Below are 16,136 nucleotides of genomic sequence, written 5' to 3' on the forward strand. Positions count from 1 at the left end.
AGGATTCCATTTGTCTGTAACCAGCTTACCGGATTCGCGCGCCTTTTTCATCTCCTTCCCCTGCTTCGAGCGTATTTTGCGAACTCACTTTTTGTCGATGCTCACAAAAAAACCGGCTCAAGCCAAAGGCGCTTGAACCGGTTCTGTGTTATTGCATGTGCGAGGCGACCAGCTTCGCGTAGGCTTTCGATCCGGCGATGTTCAAATGAACGCCGTCCTTGGCGAAATACTCGTCATGCCCCGCACTGGCGCTATGCCAGTCGATAACCGTTGCATTGTCATAGCCGCGAGCCACGTTGGCAAGCATTTCGTTGACGTTTGATTCCCAGGGGCGAGGGACGCGAACGTTAACCAGGATCACTTGATCCAGCCCCTTCAGCGATTCCAGCAGATTCCCGAGCTGCTTCTTGGTGAAGGCCCCGTTCGTGCCAAGGTTTAAGATCACCCGGTTGCCGATCGAGCCGGACTCGATCCGTCCGTTCACGATCTCCTGGGCATCCCACATCTGCCGGCCTACTTTACCGTCGACGGTTAATCCTGAGATGAGCTCCATCAGGTAAGGCTCAGCATCGAGCAAGACCGAGTCCCCGATCGCAACGACTTCCGTCTTCGAATCCGGCTTCTTCGTGTGCCCAGGCGTTGGCGCAACAGTCGGAGAAGGCGAGACCGAAGGCGGTACCGTCGCCGTGGAGTCCGCTGTCGGTGTAGGCGACGGCTCGGAAGGAGTGGGCGTCGGCGTCGGTTTGACCGGGGCGGAGGTCGAAGCGCCTCCCCCCTCCCCCTTACCGCTTCCTGCCGCCGAATGTTTAGGCGTTGCCGATGGACGGCTACTGGTAACAGGGGTCGCGGAAGGCGAAGGCGATGCCGATTCCGTTACACTGGGGACAACCGACGGCGAAGGAAGGTTCCCCGTTCCATTCCCGTTGCCTGTTCCGGCAGAAGTTTCCTGCCCCGGACTTAACGGGGAGCTGCCGCTTGCCATTGCATTCGGGAACAGCTGATGAACGCCGCCGAAGAGCAAAATAAAGCCAAGGGAGAGATACGCCGTGCGTTTGAGCACTACCTTTCGGCTGGCTGCCTGGGTCAGGCAGCGAACGATACGGCCAAAGCCTCCTTGCCGAATGGGATCTTCGATATATGCGTAGGACAGGGCTGCGAGCAGCAGGGTTACCGCCGTCTGCACGACAGCTCGCAGAACGGAAGGCCCTTCCGTGTTGACAACAGGAGAAGTAAGAACAATAACGGGATAATGCCATAGATAAATGCCGTACGAGCGTTTGCCCAACCATCGGAGCGGCGAAGAACCGATCACACGGCCAAGCAAGCTTGCCGGATGAGCCAGAACGGCGATCAACACGGCGGACAATAGGGACAAGAGGAGCAAGCCGCCGGGATAAAGCGATTCGCTGTACTGGTCGGTGTTCCAGGCCAGGTACAGGATAGCGGCAAGCGAGAGTGCCCCGATGCCATCGAGAGCGAGCCGGCCAAGCGGCTTGATTGCTTCGGCTGACAGGCGTGCGCTCGGCCAGATCATGGCGAGCGAAGCCCCGATCAGCATGCCGAAGGCGCGGGTATCGGTTCCGTAGTAGACCCGGCTCGGGTCTGTGCCCGGAACGAACAACAGCTTCATCAGGAGCGCGGACAGCACCGCTCCGGTGAGCGTCAGGCCGAGCAGCCTTCCCCGCTTCGGAAATAGCTTGAGAGCGGCGAGAAGAACCAGCGGCCAGAGTAAGTAAAACTGCTCTTCCACCGCGAGGGACCAGAAATGCCCGAGCGGAGAAGGCATGCCGAAGCTGTCAAAATAGGAGACTTTATGAAAGATGAGCCACCAATTGTTGACATAAAACAAGGACGCGAGCGCATCGCCTTGCAACGTCGGAAGAGAGAGATTGGCCAGCTTGCACCATACCAGTACGGCGAGCAGCACCGTCAGCATGCCCGGGAGAAGCCTCCGGAAGCGGCGAATCCAAAAGGTGGCGAGATCGAGAGAACCCGTCTTCTTCCACCCGGAGATGAGAATGTCCGTGATCAAATAGCCGGACAGGACGAAGAAGATCCCAACGCCAAGCAGACCGCCTGGGGCCCATCCGGTGTTCAAGTGATAAAGAATAACCAACATAACCGCAATCGCACGCAGGCCATCAAGCCCACTCATGTATCGGAGAGAAGGAGCTGCTGCTTTTTTCATGCGGGTTCACCCCCGATAATCGGGTGATGCTTGCTGCGGACTGGAAATCCGATGGGATAACACGCTCTTGGGGTGCTCATGATGAACGGACGATCTCCTTCTATTCTCTCTTTTTCAAAGGGATGGATTATATTCGACATAATTCGACAAAAACAAAGTAGATAAAAACGAGTTTCCAGTCATTGGGGGGGATGGAGTTTTGAGTGTGTGGATCAGGTGATTCCCTTCATCGCAAGGTCCTCCTTTCTCTTTTTTTGCATACGACCAAACGATCCAGCCGATTCATTATAATTGACGTCGCTCTGTCCTGCAAAGTTTCATTTCACCCGCAAAAAAACCGCAGCCATGGGATCGTTGCCGATCTCAGGGTCTGCGGTCTATTACGGTTCAGATATGCCTACTTATTCGGTTAGCGAAGAGCGAAGATGAGCAGGACGAGAACACCCAAAACGATCCGATACCAGCCGAAGAATTTGAAATCGTGCTTCTTCACATAGCTCATCAGGAAGCGGATCGCGGCAAGCGAAACGACGAATGCGACAGCCATGCCCACGACCAGGGTTATCAATTCATCACTGGTAAAGTCGAATCCGAATTTCACCAGTTTCAGCAGACTCGCGCCCAACATGGTCGGGATCGCCAGGAAGAACGTAAACTCGGCGGCGGTTACCCGGGATACGCCAATGAGCAAAGCTCCGATAATGGTTGCGCCCGAACGGGACGTTCCCGGAAAGACACCGGCAATCAATTGGAAGATCCCGATAATAAACGCCGTTCGATAGGTCAGCTCCGAGATCTTCGTGATCGTTGGCGTCTTCCCTTTGTTTATTCCTTCGATGACAAGGAAGACGATCCCGACCAGAATCAGCATGACCGACACCATCTGGTAGCTGTAAAACATCGTGTTCACTTTTTCATCCAGCGTAACCGCATAGATTCCGGCCGGAATGCAGGCGAACACGATTTTGTACCACATCGAGAGGGTATCCTTCTTCCAGGACAACCCGCCTTTTACCGTGAAGGGGATCAGCTGATTCCAATAGTTGACGATAACGGCCAGGATCGCCCCCAGCTGAATGACGACAAAGAACATTTCCTTGTAGGCCGCGCTCATGTTCAGCGGCAGAAACTCGTCCACCAAAATCATATGCCCGGTGCTGCTGATGGGCAGCCATTCCGTGACGCCTTCCACAATGCCTAGAAATATGGCTTTCAGCAAATCCAACAAATCGATAGCGATCATTTCACATCTTCCTTTTGAAAGTAGAGTAAGCTTGCGAGGAATCCAATGAGCCCCACCGCCGCAATGAGGCTGATGGACAGCGCGCTTGAATAACCGGTTTGGTCCAGCTTGCCGCTAGCCAGCAAATATGTAGTCGTCCAAGGGAACAGAGCGCCTAGCGGCTCATTGGACAACGCAGCGTCGCTTCCGTATGCTCTCGGCTGAATAGATATGCCGCTATGACAGAGTATACGATCAGCCCAAACAAGAGCAAGGTGTAGAGCGAGAAGCTGGAGTAGAATTGCTCCAGCCGGATGACTTCCCCCGGTTTGGAGTAATAGAAGCGGACTCCATCACAAAAAAAGGGCCCAACGGAATGCGTCAGGCCCGAAGTCAAAATGAGTTAGGACTCCGAGGATGCCCCTTCGAGGCGGCATTCCTCACACAAGCCGTAAATCTCAAAGCGATGATTGATAATCTTGAAGTTTCCCGGCAAATTCAACATCCCATCCATCGGGCAGTAGTCAAACGTGAGCGTCTTCTCACAGTTGACGCAGATGAGGTGATGGTGATGATGATGCAGGCAAGTGGACTTGAATTTCAGTCCCCCGTCTTGAAAATAAATCTGTTCCAGTACGCCAAGCTCGCTCAGCATCCGGAGATTGCGGTATACGGTATCGAAGCTGACCCCCGGATAGGGGATTCTCATCTGCTCGTAGACATCCTTCGGAGAAAGGTAGCCTTCTGTCTCCGTAAAAATCTTCGCCAGCGTACGGCGTTGGTCCGTGATTCGCAGTCCGTGATGCGTCATGGCGCGAATCATGTCTTGCTCCTGCTGCTTCTGAACCATACGCGCTCCCTTCTTTCATTATGCTATGCCCATTGTGACCCACACGCTTGCAGCATGTCAAGCGCAAGCGACAGGCCACTCTAGGCTACCGATAGGAGCCGTGCAGAAGAATCCAGCCGTCACCTTACGCCTTACTCCTCATTCAAGGCCAACTGCCCGGCTTGAATCCATTTGGAGGCGTATTTTTCCAATGCCCACTGAACCAGCACCAGCTGCTCTCCCTTGTTGCGGGAAACGGTTAGCAGCGGCTCATCCCCCGGCTTCGCAGTGTATTCATACAGCTTGATGGCGGAATCCGTGAAGATAGCCAACAGGTCGTGGTCCGGTGACGTAACGGAATCAGTCGCAGCAGGTTCAATCTTCAAAATTTCTCCCCACGGGCGATCCAGCGTGTCATGATTCACGAGCGAATCCGACAGCGGAGGGTTGCCGATCGTGAGCGTAATGCCATACGGCGTTCGGGTCGTCTTGCCGGTTGAGCTCTGCAGATCCAGCGAGCTTTGGTAAGCCGGCGCCCAATTCCCGTTCTGCCGAACGACGGTCCACATGTCGGCAAAATATCGCCCGTCCGTAAACTCATCCAGGTTGAGCGAGGAATCAGTGGGCTGAATGCCAGTCGCGTAGTCCTTCAGGTCGACATTCCAGAGCTTGGAATTCGAACGTTGATCTTGAACCTCCAGCGACAAGTATTTGTTGCCGGCATAGAGCAGCTTCTCGCTCCGCACTGCCTCCGGCTGAGCGTCAGCGGTGACTCCCTCGGTAGACTTCTCCGTTTTCGGATCAACCACGGTTTTCGTGGTTTTGGTCCCCATTTGCTCGATATGAAGCGTCTTGCCTTCGGTTTGCGGGTCCTCGGATTGATCCAGCTTCCAGAATACTTGGCCGTACGGAATCAAAACCCCGCTTCCGGTGGCAACCGCGCGAACCCGTCCGTCCTGATTGGCAAACATGAGGCTGCGGTATCGGTCCTGCTCATCGGTGCCGTCCTGTCGGAGTCCAACCAGCAAGACGGACTGAACGTCCTTCTTGGCCATCAGCTCGGCCACGGGAAGGCTGGCCGACGTAGCCAGCTCATTCGCAATTGGATTTTCGGCGGGAAACAGCTCCACTTTCAGGATAATCAATAAGCAGATGACGAGGGAGCACACCCCGGCCATGACCCCGAAACGGAAATGCGGCTTCGGCTTGATCGGTTTTTTGTCGAGCTCTCTCATGATTCGGCGTTTTAGCTCCGGTTGAAACCCTCGCGCAGGAAACGGATCCTGTTCAAGTCCTTTGAACCAATCATCGTGTTCGTTATTCATGAGACTGGTCCTCCTTCATCTTGATGATTTTGGAACGGGCGTGGAACAATCTGGACTTCACGGCCCCTTCCGTAATCGAAAGCATACAGGCGATTTCCTTCATGGATAATTGATGATGGCCGTACAGAATCAGAACCTCCCTGTATTTAACCGGAAGCTTCAAAACAAGCTCCCAAATGTCAGACACGGCTTGGTTACCCATAACCGCGTCCTCCGCTGAGCTTGCCGCCGCGGTCTCCTCGATGGTGTCAAACAGCACCACCTTGCGGAAGAAGGCCGATCGGCGATAATCGTAAGCGGTGTTGCGCGTAATCGTCAAAAGCCAAGACTTCAAGGAGCCTTCCTTCCGCAAGGAAAAAAGGTTCTTGTAGGCTTTCATGAAGACATCCTGGGTAATATCGTCCGCCAGGTCGCGCTTGCGTGTAAGGCTGTACGCATAATTCCAGACATCATTGCCGTATGAATTCATCAGATCGGCGAGAATCGTCTTGCGGTCGTCGCTGTCTGTTATGGATTTCAGGTAATCCCATTCCACCTGGATGCTCATCCCCTAACCCCCCACAGGTAAAGACGATGCAGGGTACAAAAAAGTTTGCTCATCTATCAGTTGTATCATATTTCATGCGAAAAGGCTCGATTGTTTTCATTTTCCAGTTCGAGCAAGCAGGCCTCGCCCATTCCATTACGCTTTCTTCCTTTTTCCTCGTCCGAACCGGAACTCCGCCACTATCCACGTCACGAGGGGCAGGATCGCCACAAAGGGAAAGGCAAAATAAGGGTAATACTTTCCGGCCGCCTCTATCATCTGCATCAGGCTGGAGAAAACGAATGTGGAGAGATAGATCATGAGGAGCCCGAGCTGCAGGACAAGAGAACGATAGCTCTTCAGGTTGAAGATTTGGGCCGTCCCCTTGCTGACTAACAAGAGGCAAACCGCCACCTTGATGAACAAAGCGCAAAGAAACACCGTAGCGGAAGACCCTTCGATCCGCTGGATGAATTCCCCCACATGAATGCGGCTGATGGCGACGTAGGAGGGGAAATACAGACTTGAGGCAATATCCGACCCCAGAATGGATGTGTTGCGAAGCGAGGTATACACGCTCAAGAAGCCCGCAATTCCAACTCCAAGAAGAAGCGGGCGGCTTCCCCTTTGAATGTTCGAAATACAAGAAAATACCGTGATCAGGAGTATGGTTTCTCCAAACGGCAGGGAGAAGCTGGTGAACCCGCCCTTCAGCACCGGCAGCATCCCATGTTCGAGGATCGGCAGGAGATTATGAGGCTTAACGGCTGAAAGCCCGAGCAGCGAAACCACCACAAACATGAGCATTACACCCACGAACAAGACGGCCGATGTTCGAGCGAGCACTTCCACACCGGCGTAAGCCGCCCAAATGGCAAGAACACCGAGCATAAGAATGGGCACAAGCAGCGGGGTGTCCGTGTAGGACACGGCCTGGCAAAAATCCCCGAAGTTCCGAAGCACCATCGAGCCGATCAGGAAGGCATAGAATACATATAGCATTCCCACGAATCTCCCCAGCCAAGGACCCATCACCTTGAGCAGAATGCCGATGAGATCCTGGGCGGGGCACAGCTTCATAAGCCGACCGCAGAGGAGCAAGAGCGGCAGGTAGGCAATCCAGGCAACCAGAACGGACAGCCAATCATCTGCACCTTGATTACCCGGATTTTGCATGAACAAGGAAGAACCGATGAGAAAGAGCACGCAAACCGAAACGGCCTGCATATTCGAAATTCGATTCACTACGAGGTCCCTCCCTCAGCTTCTTCCCAATACCCAATCGACCACCAGCTTAATGCCAAGCGTCGGGCTGGGGATGGCCACTCCAGCGATCAGCAGGCTGACCACAATCAGTCCAATCCCGTACAGGACAACATTCACTCCGAAATCTCTCTTCCAGCCTCTTCGGTACAAGTGGATCGGCTCCAGGGCGAGGAGTCCATAGAGCAGAATCACGAGAATGATCATCGTCCCCTACTCCTTCTCTTCAATCGGTTTCAAGGTTTTCGCGGTATTCCGAATGTTCACCTTCGCTTCCACGGATATTTCCATCTGCGGAAAATACGTATTCCATCGGTCGCGATAGTTCCTCCACAATGCCGGGTTGTGTTCATGAACATAGGTTCCAAAGCCAAACAAATCCGTTCGGTACGTGTTCTGGACCAGCTCGATATGCTCGGATATGCGTTGCTTCAGGGTTTGAGAAGCACGCTGCTCCAGCCGCGTCCGGTCCTTTTCCGCGAAGATGGGTTCATCGTCCAGCACTTCGATCAGCGAGACATCGGTCTCTACCTTGATGTGAAAGGTCGGACGATTGTTTTTGACGATCAGCTGCCTCTTGGTCTTGCTCTCCAGAATTTCCAAACTGATCGCATCGGGCTTTTGCTTCCCGTTGATCAACAGGACCCCGCCATCGATTTCGTTCTTGACGAAACGACAGTAAAACGTTTGCTGCCCGCTCAAATAACCTTCATATTTCCCTTTGATCAGGATCGCGGAACCGTTCATCTTGACGGCATGCCCCTCACCATAAGGAATTAATTCGATTACCGGGATCAAGGGCGTCCTCCCCTGCCGCTCCATGCGATCGACCAAATCCCATATTTCCAGAACCGGCACAACCCCCAGGTGTTTCTGATTGCGCAGCATGTCGCTGATCTCAAAGGATATGACTCGATCCCCCACCGGTTTCGCATTCAGAACCGCCTTGGCCGTGCTGCCTTTGGCCATGGCGATATACATATCTGCTCGTGTTTCGGTATCCCGACAGATGTATTCCAAATAGGGGCCGACTCCGCGCTTCGCAATCTCCTCGCTGATGACGATCACTTTGGCATGACTCCAATACAGCTTACGGCCAGTGACTGCAATCAGGTTTCGAACCAACTGGAACATCGACTTTCCCGTTAGAGAGATCGTCTTGGTACGGTTTACATTGCCCTGGCCGCTGTCGATGTCAATGACCTCAACGGTCAGCTCGAGATCGTCATCCTTCGGTCCGGCATCGACGCTGAGGCCGCTTACGATCATCAGGTTGTCGATCTCCCGATAGCTCCAGCACCCCGACTGGGTGAGGAGCGTCAGGAGAACAAGAGCAATCGCAAGCGGAAGTCCTCTTCGGCTAATGCGGCCCATGACGGGAGCCTCCTTTGCCGGGATTCTGCCGAATGCGGTTGCGATAGGCGATTCTCTTCATGCGAACGGTCATGTCCCACCAAGGTGCACGAATGATCGTATCGCCAATCGATTCAGGGCCAATGGAATGGAGCGGCTCCATGTAGATGACCCCGAAGGAGCGAATGCTCATGAGATGGAGCAGCAGACCAATGAGACCGAACAGGTAGCCGTAGAGGCCCATGAACGCGCCCAAGCCGAGAAAGAGAAAACGAAACAAAAAGACCGGCCCTTGCAGACGAACCGTCAGCAGGCCGCTTATCCCCGTTAAGGCGACGACGATGACCATCGGGGCACTGACTATGCGAGCGTTCACCGCGGCTTGGCCGAGAACCAACGCTCCGACTATGCTGACCGTTTGCCCAATCGGCGCAGGGATGCGCTTCCCGGCTTCGCGAAGAATCTCGAAGATGACAATCATCAGCACCGCTTCCAGCACGGTTGGGAAGGGGATCCCCATCCGCGATGCCGAGATGCTGAGCAAGAGCGGGGTAGGAATCATCTCTTGATTATAGGTGACGAGCGCTACATAGATCGCGGGAACGCTGATTGACAGCAAGCCGCCCAAAAAGCGCAGGAAGCGGTTGAAGGAGGCCGTGAAATAGTTGGCGTAATAATCGCCGGACACTTGGAAATATTCCACGAAGAGGTGAGGAACGGTCAGGACAGCCGGACTGCCGTCCACGAATATCGCAATGCGCCCCTCCAGCAGCTTCCCCGCGATCGCATCCGGTCGTTCCGAGTAGCCGATCGTCTCGAACGGGGAAAGGGGTGCGTCCTTGATTAACTCTTGAAGATAGCCGGAGTCCAAAATGCCGTCGATCTCAATCGCTTCCAGCCTTCGAAATACCTCCTGCAGGATTTTCTCGGATACGACATCTTCCAGATAGGATATACAGACCTTGGTATGTGTCCTCTCTCCGATCTCCATGTACCGGAACTTGAGCTCCGGCTGCTTGATTCGCTTGCGGAGTAAGGCGAGGTTTATGCTGAGCGACTCTGTGAAGCCCTCCCGCGGTCCGCGCACGAGCCGATCCGCATCCGGCTCCTGTATGGGGCGTGTGAGCGGACTGGCGGCTTCCATCACGAGCGCGTCGGTTTCTCCATCCACTAGGAGGAGCGTATCCCCTGACAGCAAGGATAGGATCAGGGAGCTTGATTGGGTTTCGCACTTCGCTTGTCCGTGAACGATGATCTTGCCGAGGAGCTGCTGCATTCTCTTCTCTGTCCCAATCTCGGCCAGTTCTCCCTGAAGGAGCGGCTCCACGACAAATCGGTTGATCTGTTCAATGTTCGTGAGCCCGTCCAGGTAAAGGAGAGCCGCCGGAACCGGAGGTTCGAAAGGCAGGATCAGGATTCGCTGGTGAAGCGCTTTGTCGCCGGAAAACCGCTCCTTCACGAGACGAAGATTCTCATCCAGCGATGGACTGAGCTGAAACGGCTCCATGCCGTCATCTCCCCTTTCGATCATGGTACACTTGATGGCATTTGCATTGGGAATTATTCCCGCATCCCCTTCCTTTCATGCGAACATCCTGCGATCATCCTTATCAGCTTCCAGCGAGTTTGCCTCAACTAGCAAAGAGACTTTGACCAATCAGGCGGATTGCCTGATGATCAAAGTCTCTTGATTCGAGCGATTAAACGATTGAAAGGTAGATGATTGTGGAAGCAGGTTATTCGGAAGCGGCTACTGATTGCGGAGCACTGCTTCGAGCGGATTGCACTTGCTCATGGGCGTGGTAGGAGCTGCGGACCATTGGGCCGGATTCGACATGGTGGAAGCCTCTCGCGAGTCCTTCCTCCTTCAGCTTGGCGAATTCATCCGGATGGTAGTAGCGAAGCACCTGCAGGTGTTTATCGGACGGCTGCAAATATTGCCCGAGCGTCAGAATCGTGCAGCCTACCGCTCGAAGATCGTCCATCGCCTGCAGAATCTCCTCCCACTCCTCTCCAACGCCGAGCATGATGCTCGATTTCGTCGGGATCTCGGGAGCCATCTCCTTCGCTCTTTTCAGCAGCTCGAGGGAGCGCGGGTACTTCGCCTTGGCGCGTACACGATCCGACATCCGCTCGACCGTCTCGATGTTGTGGTTGAGAATGTCCGGCTTCGCATCCATGACGGTCTGCAAGGCGGCTTCATTGCCCATAAAGTCGGGAATCAGCACCTCAACGGAACAGAGAGGCAGCCGCTTGCGAACCGCTCGAATCGAGGCGGCGAAGATCGAGGCTCCGCCGTCAGCCAGATCGTCGCGGGCTACCGAGGTGATGACGCAGTGACGCAAGCCCATCTGCGCGGCCGTATCGGCAACGCGCTCCGGCTCTTCCAGGTCGTATTCCGTAGGGAGCCCCGTGTTTACGGCACAGAAGCGGCATGCTCGGGTGCAGATGCTCCCGAGGATCATGAAAGTGGCGGTTCGATTGGCCCAGCATTCGAATAGATTCGGACAGCGAGCTTCCTCACAAACAGTATGCAGCGCCTTTCCTCTCATCATATCCTTGATATCCTGATAATTTTCCCCTTTGTTCAGCTTGATGCGGATCCAATCTGGCTTTTGAAGCTTTTCCACTCCTCTTCCTCCTCTTGGATGTGTTGAAAGCCCGGCGCATACCCGAACTCGTCCAGAAAAAACGGCAGCAGTTCGCGCGCGGTTTCTTCCACAGTCACCGCTCTCCCCAAGCATTCCTCCAGTGATGTGACTCCAAACTCGCGTATGCCGCATGGAACGATGCCAGTAAAGCCTTCGTGCTCGATTCCCTTACGGACATTGAAAGCAAAGCCATGGCTCGTGACAAACCCTCCCCGGCTTCGAGCCCGATTCGCTTTGACCCCGATCGCGGCGATTTTGCGAGGCCCGACCCATACCCCGGTATACTCAGGCTTGCGTCCTGCGTCAATTCCGAGATGAGCCAGGTACCGGATCAGCACCTCCTCCAGCGATCGAAGGTAACCGTGCAGGTCGACCTTGGGACCCGTAAGGGCGAGAATCGGGTACCCCACCAGCTGGCCGGGTCCATGGTACGTGATGTCCCCCCCACGATCGATCTCATAGAGGGCGATCCCTCGTTCGGCAAGCTCCGCTGCATTCAACAACAGATGCTCGGGGTGCCGTTGGGTTCCGATGGTATACGTAGGCGGATGTTCCAAAAGCAGCAGGCAATCCGGGCGTTGCTCCTTATCCACGGCGGCAACAAGCTTCTTTTGCAGGTCCCATGCCTGTTGGTAATCGACTCTGCCGAGCCAAGCGACACGGAGGGTCTTATGTACGTTTGGTCGTTCCATGTGTCCTGCCCACCCATCGGTTTCGGTTATTATTTTTCTAAATTGATAATAAATCTCGTTTCAAAGTATACCCCATCTATTCGGACCGTTCAATTCCAACTCCATCCAGATATAAAGAAACAGCTCTCCGGTTGGAGAGCTGTTCGTTAGGATGATTCACCATCATCTCTTTTATTCAGCAGCAGGTACCGCACCGCGTTTGCCGAGATCAGCATCCAGGATGAACAAGGCATTGCTGTCGTTGCCGACTCTGCGCAGGCGCTGCACCAGGCTGTCGAAGGTGGATTCTTCTTCGACCTGCTCATCGACGAACCATTTCAGGAACTGGTAGGTGGCATGCTCGCGTTCATTGAGAGCCACATCGGACAGCTCATAGATGCGGCGAGTCACTTCTTGTTCATGAGCATAAGCCGATTCGAAAGCATCCAGAAGGGAGTTCACCTCATTGTTGGGGGACTCCATACCCGTTACGATCGCACGCTTACCCAGGTTGTTGATGAAGTGGAAAATCTTCATGCCATGCGCCTTCTCTTCTTCTGCCTGGCGAATAAACCAGTGAGAGAAGCCCTCCCAGCTTTCGGAGGAGCAGTAGGCAGCGAGAGCCAGATAGGCTTGCGCCGAATAGAATTCAAAATTCATCTGATCATTCAATTTCGCTAGCAGTTGATCACTTACCATGGGCATGCACACGCCTTTCTTCGATAGAGTGGTTTCCTCTCAGTATACCATTTCTTTCCTAACCACCGCACGCCATTCGGGAAAAGGTCCGTTCATCTCCATCTGCTTCTCTTAGGCGTTCCAGTCCAGCTCGCGGCCGCCGATCACGTGAAAGTGAAGATGAGGCACGGTCTGCTGCCCGTCAAACCCGACATTGGAGATGATGCGGAATCCGCTCTCGGCTATTCCCGTTGCACGAGCGACCTCCCGGATCCCGTGATGCAGCTTCGCCAGAAGCTCTCCATCCTCGTCTCCCAGCTCCATAGCCGATTGAATGTGCTTCTTCGGGATCGTCAGCACATGGACGGGAGCGAGCGGGGCGATGTCCCAAAATGCCACGACATCCTCATCCTCGTATACCTTCCGGGAAGGCAGTTCTCCGCGAATAATTTTGCAAAACAAGCAATCCGTCATGCGCGTTCTTCCATCCTTTCAGCAGCCTATTTGTACGTCTTCCAATCCATCTTGCTGTTCTCCAGCAAATAGGCGAAATCGTTGTTTCGCCGATCTTCCTCTGCCTTGCGCGCTTCTTCCGCCTTGCGTCGCTCTTCGAGCCGCTTCGTCTCTTCCGTCTTGCGCAGCGTCTCCGCTTGCTCCTTGGCATCTGCCTGAAGCTTCTCGCGAATCTCCGGCCGGATGAGGTCGGCAAGCGTGGTCGGCTTGTCCGCTTGCGCGGGACGCGGAGCAGGCGCTGTCTTTTTCTTCTTGGCCATAAGCTCACCTCTTCAATCGCTATCATTATAACAGAAACCCGGTCGGCACTGAACTTTACCGTCCGGGTTCTTTGCATATCCTCTTCTATCCCCTTAGCCCGGATTTCCCCGGTTCTCCTCTTTTCGCTCAGCAAAATGGATGCGAATCGCTGCCTCAACATCTCGCTGTACCTGCGCAGCAATGCGATCCAGGTAAATCTCATCCGCATTCAATGCTTCCTCCGGGGTCTGGCGCAGGTAGTGAGCCACTCGCTCCTCAATCTGGGATTCCAGCGAACGCTTCATCTGATGAAGGTAGGCATCCGGGAACACGTAGGGACTTTCTTCCGCTAACTGATTCATCAGGTGCGGAACCTCTTCCTCCATATAGCGCCGAATGGAGCGGTACGGTTCCTGCGTGGAATCCGTTGAAGCAAATGATGCCTCCGGGGAGACTCCCCCCTTCCAGCCCACCGCTTCCCATCCTCCCCCTGGCTGCTGCGCAAGCAAATCGGAGGTGCCGGGGGGAGAGATGCCGATATGCAGGGCGCCTTCCAGCTTCTCCACCTTCAACTGATCGAACTGGTACTCGATCCGATCGATCTTCGTATGCGGAACTGCTTGAAGCTTCTCCACTTGCTCCATAAGCTGCTGAACCATTCTTTGCAGCTCCAGAATCATCCCGCTCTGCCAGGCAAGCTGCTGTTCCAGCCGGCAGAGCTGCACCTCCCAAGGCATCATGTCCGCTCCCCCCCACACCCTCATATGTATGCGGCGGTCCAAGGAAGCATACAAGCAGGAGAAGCTTAGAAGCAGCTCCTCCTACAGAACCTCCTTTAGATCCGAGGCCTATGGAGGTCATAAGGGAACCTCACCCGCTGGGCAAAGGCAAGGGAACGAGAGGAGAACCAGCAGCGGGTTCGGTCTCAGTATTCCCGTCAGGTGCTTCGGCCGCGGCTTCTCCTCCCGAGAGCTGGAATGCTTGCGAGCCAAGCGCTCCGGCCGCACCTACTTGCACAACGGATGCTTGGCTAACGGAATCGATGTGGAGATAGTGGATGGCGATCGATTGGTAGACGATCATGCCCAAGCCCTCCTTTTGGAGATGGAATAGCCCATCCTTCTCATTACTGAAGGGTATGCGCCTATCCAACCGGAGGTTCCTCTTCCCCTATTGTCCTGCGGCTGGCAGCTGGAACTCTCCCGATGGCTTGCGTGCAGCCAAACTGCGAATGGTATATTCCCGTTGCCGACCGTCCTCCGGGGGAAAGGGCTCCCGCCAGCTTCGCGTCTCCAGCACGTTCCACCCCGGAACAAGCCGGAGCAGCTCTTCCTGCTCGTAGAAATGAGCAAACTTGTCCGGCTTGTAGAGGTAGGTTCCCGGTTCGAGAAGGTCTCCCTTGCCGCAGTGGGGGTCTTCATTGGAGAAGACGGTGAGGTACAGGATGCCGCCCCCCCGCAATCGACCGATCAGGCTCTGCAGCAGCCTTTTCCGATCGGCCTCCCGGAAGAGATGCAACAGATCGTAGCAATAGATGGCGTCGTACCGATCCCGGCCCCCTATTATCGGGTCGAAGGCAGATCCTACGTAGAACGTGGTCTTCGGATCGAAGGCTTCGCCCAGCTTAGCGGCAGACGGCGACAGCTCGATGGCATCCACCTTATATGAAGAGGAAAAGAACCGCGTATTGCGCCCATACCCCGCGCCCGGCACCAACAGCGTGCGCAGCCCCTCCTGCTGAAACCAATGAGAAGCATCCTGCGCCGTTTGGCTGGGAACGTCGCTCCAGATCAGGCCCTCAGCCACAAACCGCCGCTCCCAATAAGCGCCGATCCGCTCCTCGTCCTGCGGGTGCTCAAGCTTCTCTTCCTTATTCCAAGGATTCACTGAGGCCTCCCCTTCCACTCCAGAATCGCAAATTGTCGCTTGCCGATCTTGCCTGCCTCTTTCCTCTCGTAGGCAGGATGGACGAGCTTTTGCCCTTTGTTCGCCACCACGACAACAATGGCTTCCGCTGCAAGACAAGCTCCCAGCTGCTCCAGGAAGGCAGGAATCGGGTCCCGGGCTTCTCCCTGCCAGGAGACGAGCTCGCCGTAGGGGAGATCGGTGAAGACGAGGTCCACCTCCCTCACCTCTGCCGGGGGAACGAGGCCGGTGCTGTCATGGCAGAATGCGCGGCATTCCAACGAGGCATGCTGTTCTTCAGTGAGCGCGGCCAGCCGTTTCGCGCTTTCCAGTGCCTCCCGGTGGGAAGGCTTTCCGTATAAGCGCTCCAGCTCCTGAAGCTGATGGGTCCGCTCCTCCAGTCCTGCTGGGGTAAGCAAGGACAGGTTCCGCTCCGCTACGCTCAGCACTCCTTCATTCAGATCCGAGCCCTCTATTCTTGCGAATACCCCCGGCTGCAAGAACCCAAGCAGGGTGGCCAAGTACCCACCCCCGCAAAAGGGATCATACAAGCGGTACGGAGCCTTCTTGCCCAGCCGCTCAAGATGAGCGAGTCCCCTCTGCACAAGCTCACTCGCCAGGCGCACCGGAAATGCCGTCGTCCCATGCCCTCCGTACAGCAAGCGGCCGCTCGCAAAGTCCTCTTCGTTACGTTTGGTCGTCGCGTATCGGTATTCCATCACAAGTTCCTTTCCTTTGAACACTTGAACTCTTGAATTCCTTCTCAAAAAAA

General features: G+C 54.9%; 20 protein-coding genes. All 20 read right to left on the minus strand.

Features of this window, described 5'->3' with window-relative positions; all coding sequences use genetic code 11:
• Positions 1-148: 148 nt before the first annotated feature.
• Positions 149-2,188: an acyltransferase family protein gene (locus tag AAFN83_RS05765; RefSeq protein WP_347767806.1), complete on the minus strand. Its 2,040-nt coding sequence runs from the start codon at positions 2,186-2,188 to the stop codon at positions 149-151.
• Positions 2,189-2,597: 409 nt separating this feature from the next.
• Entirely contained in the window at positions 2,598-3,431 is an 834-nt protein-coding gene (locus AAFN83_RS05770) for an undecaprenyl-diphosphate phosphatase (RefSeq protein WP_481810479.1), read from the minus strand.
• Entirely contained in the window at positions 3,428-3,604 is a 177-nt protein-coding gene (locus tag AAFN83_RS05775) for a hypothetical protein (RefSeq protein ID WP_347767807.1), read from the minus strand. The genes AAFN83_RS05770 and AAFN83_RS05775 overlap by 4 nt, the downstream gene beginning before the upstream one ends.
• Positions 3,586-3,807 carry an ABC-2 transporter permease gene (locus AAFN83_RS05780; protein ID WP_347767808.1) on the minus strand — a complete coding sequence of 74 codons (222 nt, stop codon included), beginning with the start codon at positions 3,805-3,807 and terminating at the stop codon, positions 3,586-3,588. The genes AAFN83_RS05775 and AAFN83_RS05780 overlap by 19 nt, the downstream gene beginning before the upstream one ends.
• A 6-nt stretch (positions 3,808-3,813) precedes the next feature.
• A complete protein-coding gene (locus AAFN83_RS05785; protein WP_347767810.1) occupies positions 3,814-4,260 on the minus strand; it encodes a Fur family transcriptional regulator in 447 nt (148 codons plus the stop codon).
• Between the two features lie 131 nt (positions 4,261-4,391).
• Entirely contained in the window at positions 4,392-5,564 is a 1,173-nt protein-coding gene (locus AAFN83_RS05790) for a hypothetical protein (RefSeq protein WP_347767811.1), read from the minus strand.
• Complete coding sequence (locus tag AAFN83_RS05795; protein ID WP_347767813.1) at positions 5,557-6,111, minus strand: RNA polymerase sigma factor; 555 nt, start codon at positions 6,109-6,111, stop codon at positions 5,557-5,559. The genes AAFN83_RS05790 and AAFN83_RS05795 overlap by 8 nt, the downstream gene beginning before the upstream one ends.
• A 135-nt stretch (positions 6,112-6,246) precedes the next feature.
• Positions 6,247-7,335 carry a GerAB/ArcD/ProY family transporter gene (locus tag AAFN83_RS05800; RefSeq protein WP_347767814.1) on the minus strand — a complete coding sequence of 363 codons (1,089 nt, stop codon included), beginning with the start codon at positions 7,333-7,335 and terminating at the stop codon, positions 6,247-6,249.
• Positions 7,336-7,350: 15 nt separating this feature from the next.
• Positions 7,351-7,560, minus strand: a complete 210-nt coding sequence (locus AAFN83_RS05805; protein ID WP_347767816.1) for a hypothetical protein — start codon at positions 7,558-7,560, stop codon at positions 7,351-7,353.
• Between the two features lie 6 nt (positions 7,561-7,566).
• Entirely contained in the window at positions 7,567-8,727 is a 1,161-nt protein-coding gene (locus tag AAFN83_RS05810) for a Ger(x)C family spore germination protein (protein ID WP_347767818.1), read from the minus strand.
• The gene (locus AAFN83_RS05815) at positions 8,714-10,213 is read right to left on the minus strand and encodes a spore germination protein (RefSeq protein ID WP_347767820.1); all 1,500 of its coding nucleotides are present in this window, start codon (positions 10,211-10,213) and stop codon (positions 8,714-8,716) included. The genes AAFN83_RS05810 and AAFN83_RS05815 overlap by 14 nt, the downstream gene beginning before the upstream one ends.
• Before the next feature lie 229 nt (positions 10,214-10,442).
• Entirely contained in the window at positions 10,443-11,336 is an 894-nt protein-coding gene (gene lipA / locus AAFN83_RS05820) for a lipoyl synthase (RefSeq protein WP_347767821.1), read from the minus strand.
• Positions 11,294-12,049, minus strand: a complete 756-nt coding sequence (gene lipB / locus AAFN83_RS05825; protein ID WP_347767823.1) for a lipoyl(octanoyl) transferase LipB — start codon at positions 12,047-12,049, stop codon at positions 11,294-11,296. Before lipB ends, lipA begins: the two co-directional genes overlap by 43 nt.
• A 171-nt stretch (positions 12,050-12,220) precedes the next feature.
• On the minus strand, positions 12,221-12,727 hold the full coding sequence (locus AAFN83_RS05830; RefSeq protein WP_347768261.1) for a ferritin: 507 nt from the start codon (positions 12,725-12,727) through the stop codon (positions 12,221-12,223).
• Between the two features lie 111 nt (positions 12,728-12,838).
• Positions 12,839-13,180, minus strand: coding sequence for a histidine triad nucleotide-binding protein (locus AAFN83_RS05835; RefSeq protein WP_347767824.1), 342 nt, complete (start codon positions 13,178-13,180; stop codon positions 12,839-12,841).
• 26 nt (positions 13,181-13,206) lie between these two features.
• Complete coding sequence (locus tag AAFN83_RS05840; protein ID WP_347767826.1) at positions 13,207-13,479, minus strand: DUF3886 domain-containing protein; 273 nt, start codon at positions 13,477-13,479, stop codon at positions 13,207-13,209.
• Positions 13,480-13,572: 93 nt separating this feature from the next.
• A complete protein-coding gene (gene gerPC, locus AAFN83_RS05845; RefSeq protein WP_347767828.1) occupies positions 13,573-14,199 on the minus strand; it encodes a spore germination protein GerPC in 627 nt (208 codons plus the stop codon).
• Positions 14,200-14,329: 130 nt separating this feature from the next.
• A complete protein-coding gene (locus tag AAFN83_RS05850) occupies positions 14,330-14,542 on the minus strand; it encodes a spore germination protein GerPB (RefSeq protein ID WP_347767830.1) in 213 nt (70 codons plus the stop codon).
• A gap of 87 nt (positions 14,543-14,629) precedes the next feature.
• On the minus strand, positions 14,630-15,346 hold the full coding sequence (locus AAFN83_RS05855; protein WP_347767832.1) for a class I SAM-dependent methyltransferase: 717 nt from the start codon (positions 15,344-15,346) through the stop codon (positions 14,630-14,632).
• On the minus strand, positions 15,343-16,083 hold the full coding sequence (locus AAFN83_RS05860; RefSeq protein ID WP_347767834.1) for a hypothetical protein: 741 nt from the start codon (positions 16,081-16,083) through the stop codon (positions 15,343-15,345). The genes AAFN83_RS05855 and AAFN83_RS05860 overlap by 4 nt, the downstream gene beginning before the upstream one ends.
• Between the last annotated feature and the right edge of the window lie 53 nt (positions 16,084-16,136).

Source organism: Gorillibacterium sp. CAU 1737 (assembly GCF_039888655.1).
In the GTDB taxonomy this organism is placed as follows: domain Bacteria; phylum Bacillota; class Bacilli; order Paenibacillales; family NBRC-103111; genus Gorillibacterium.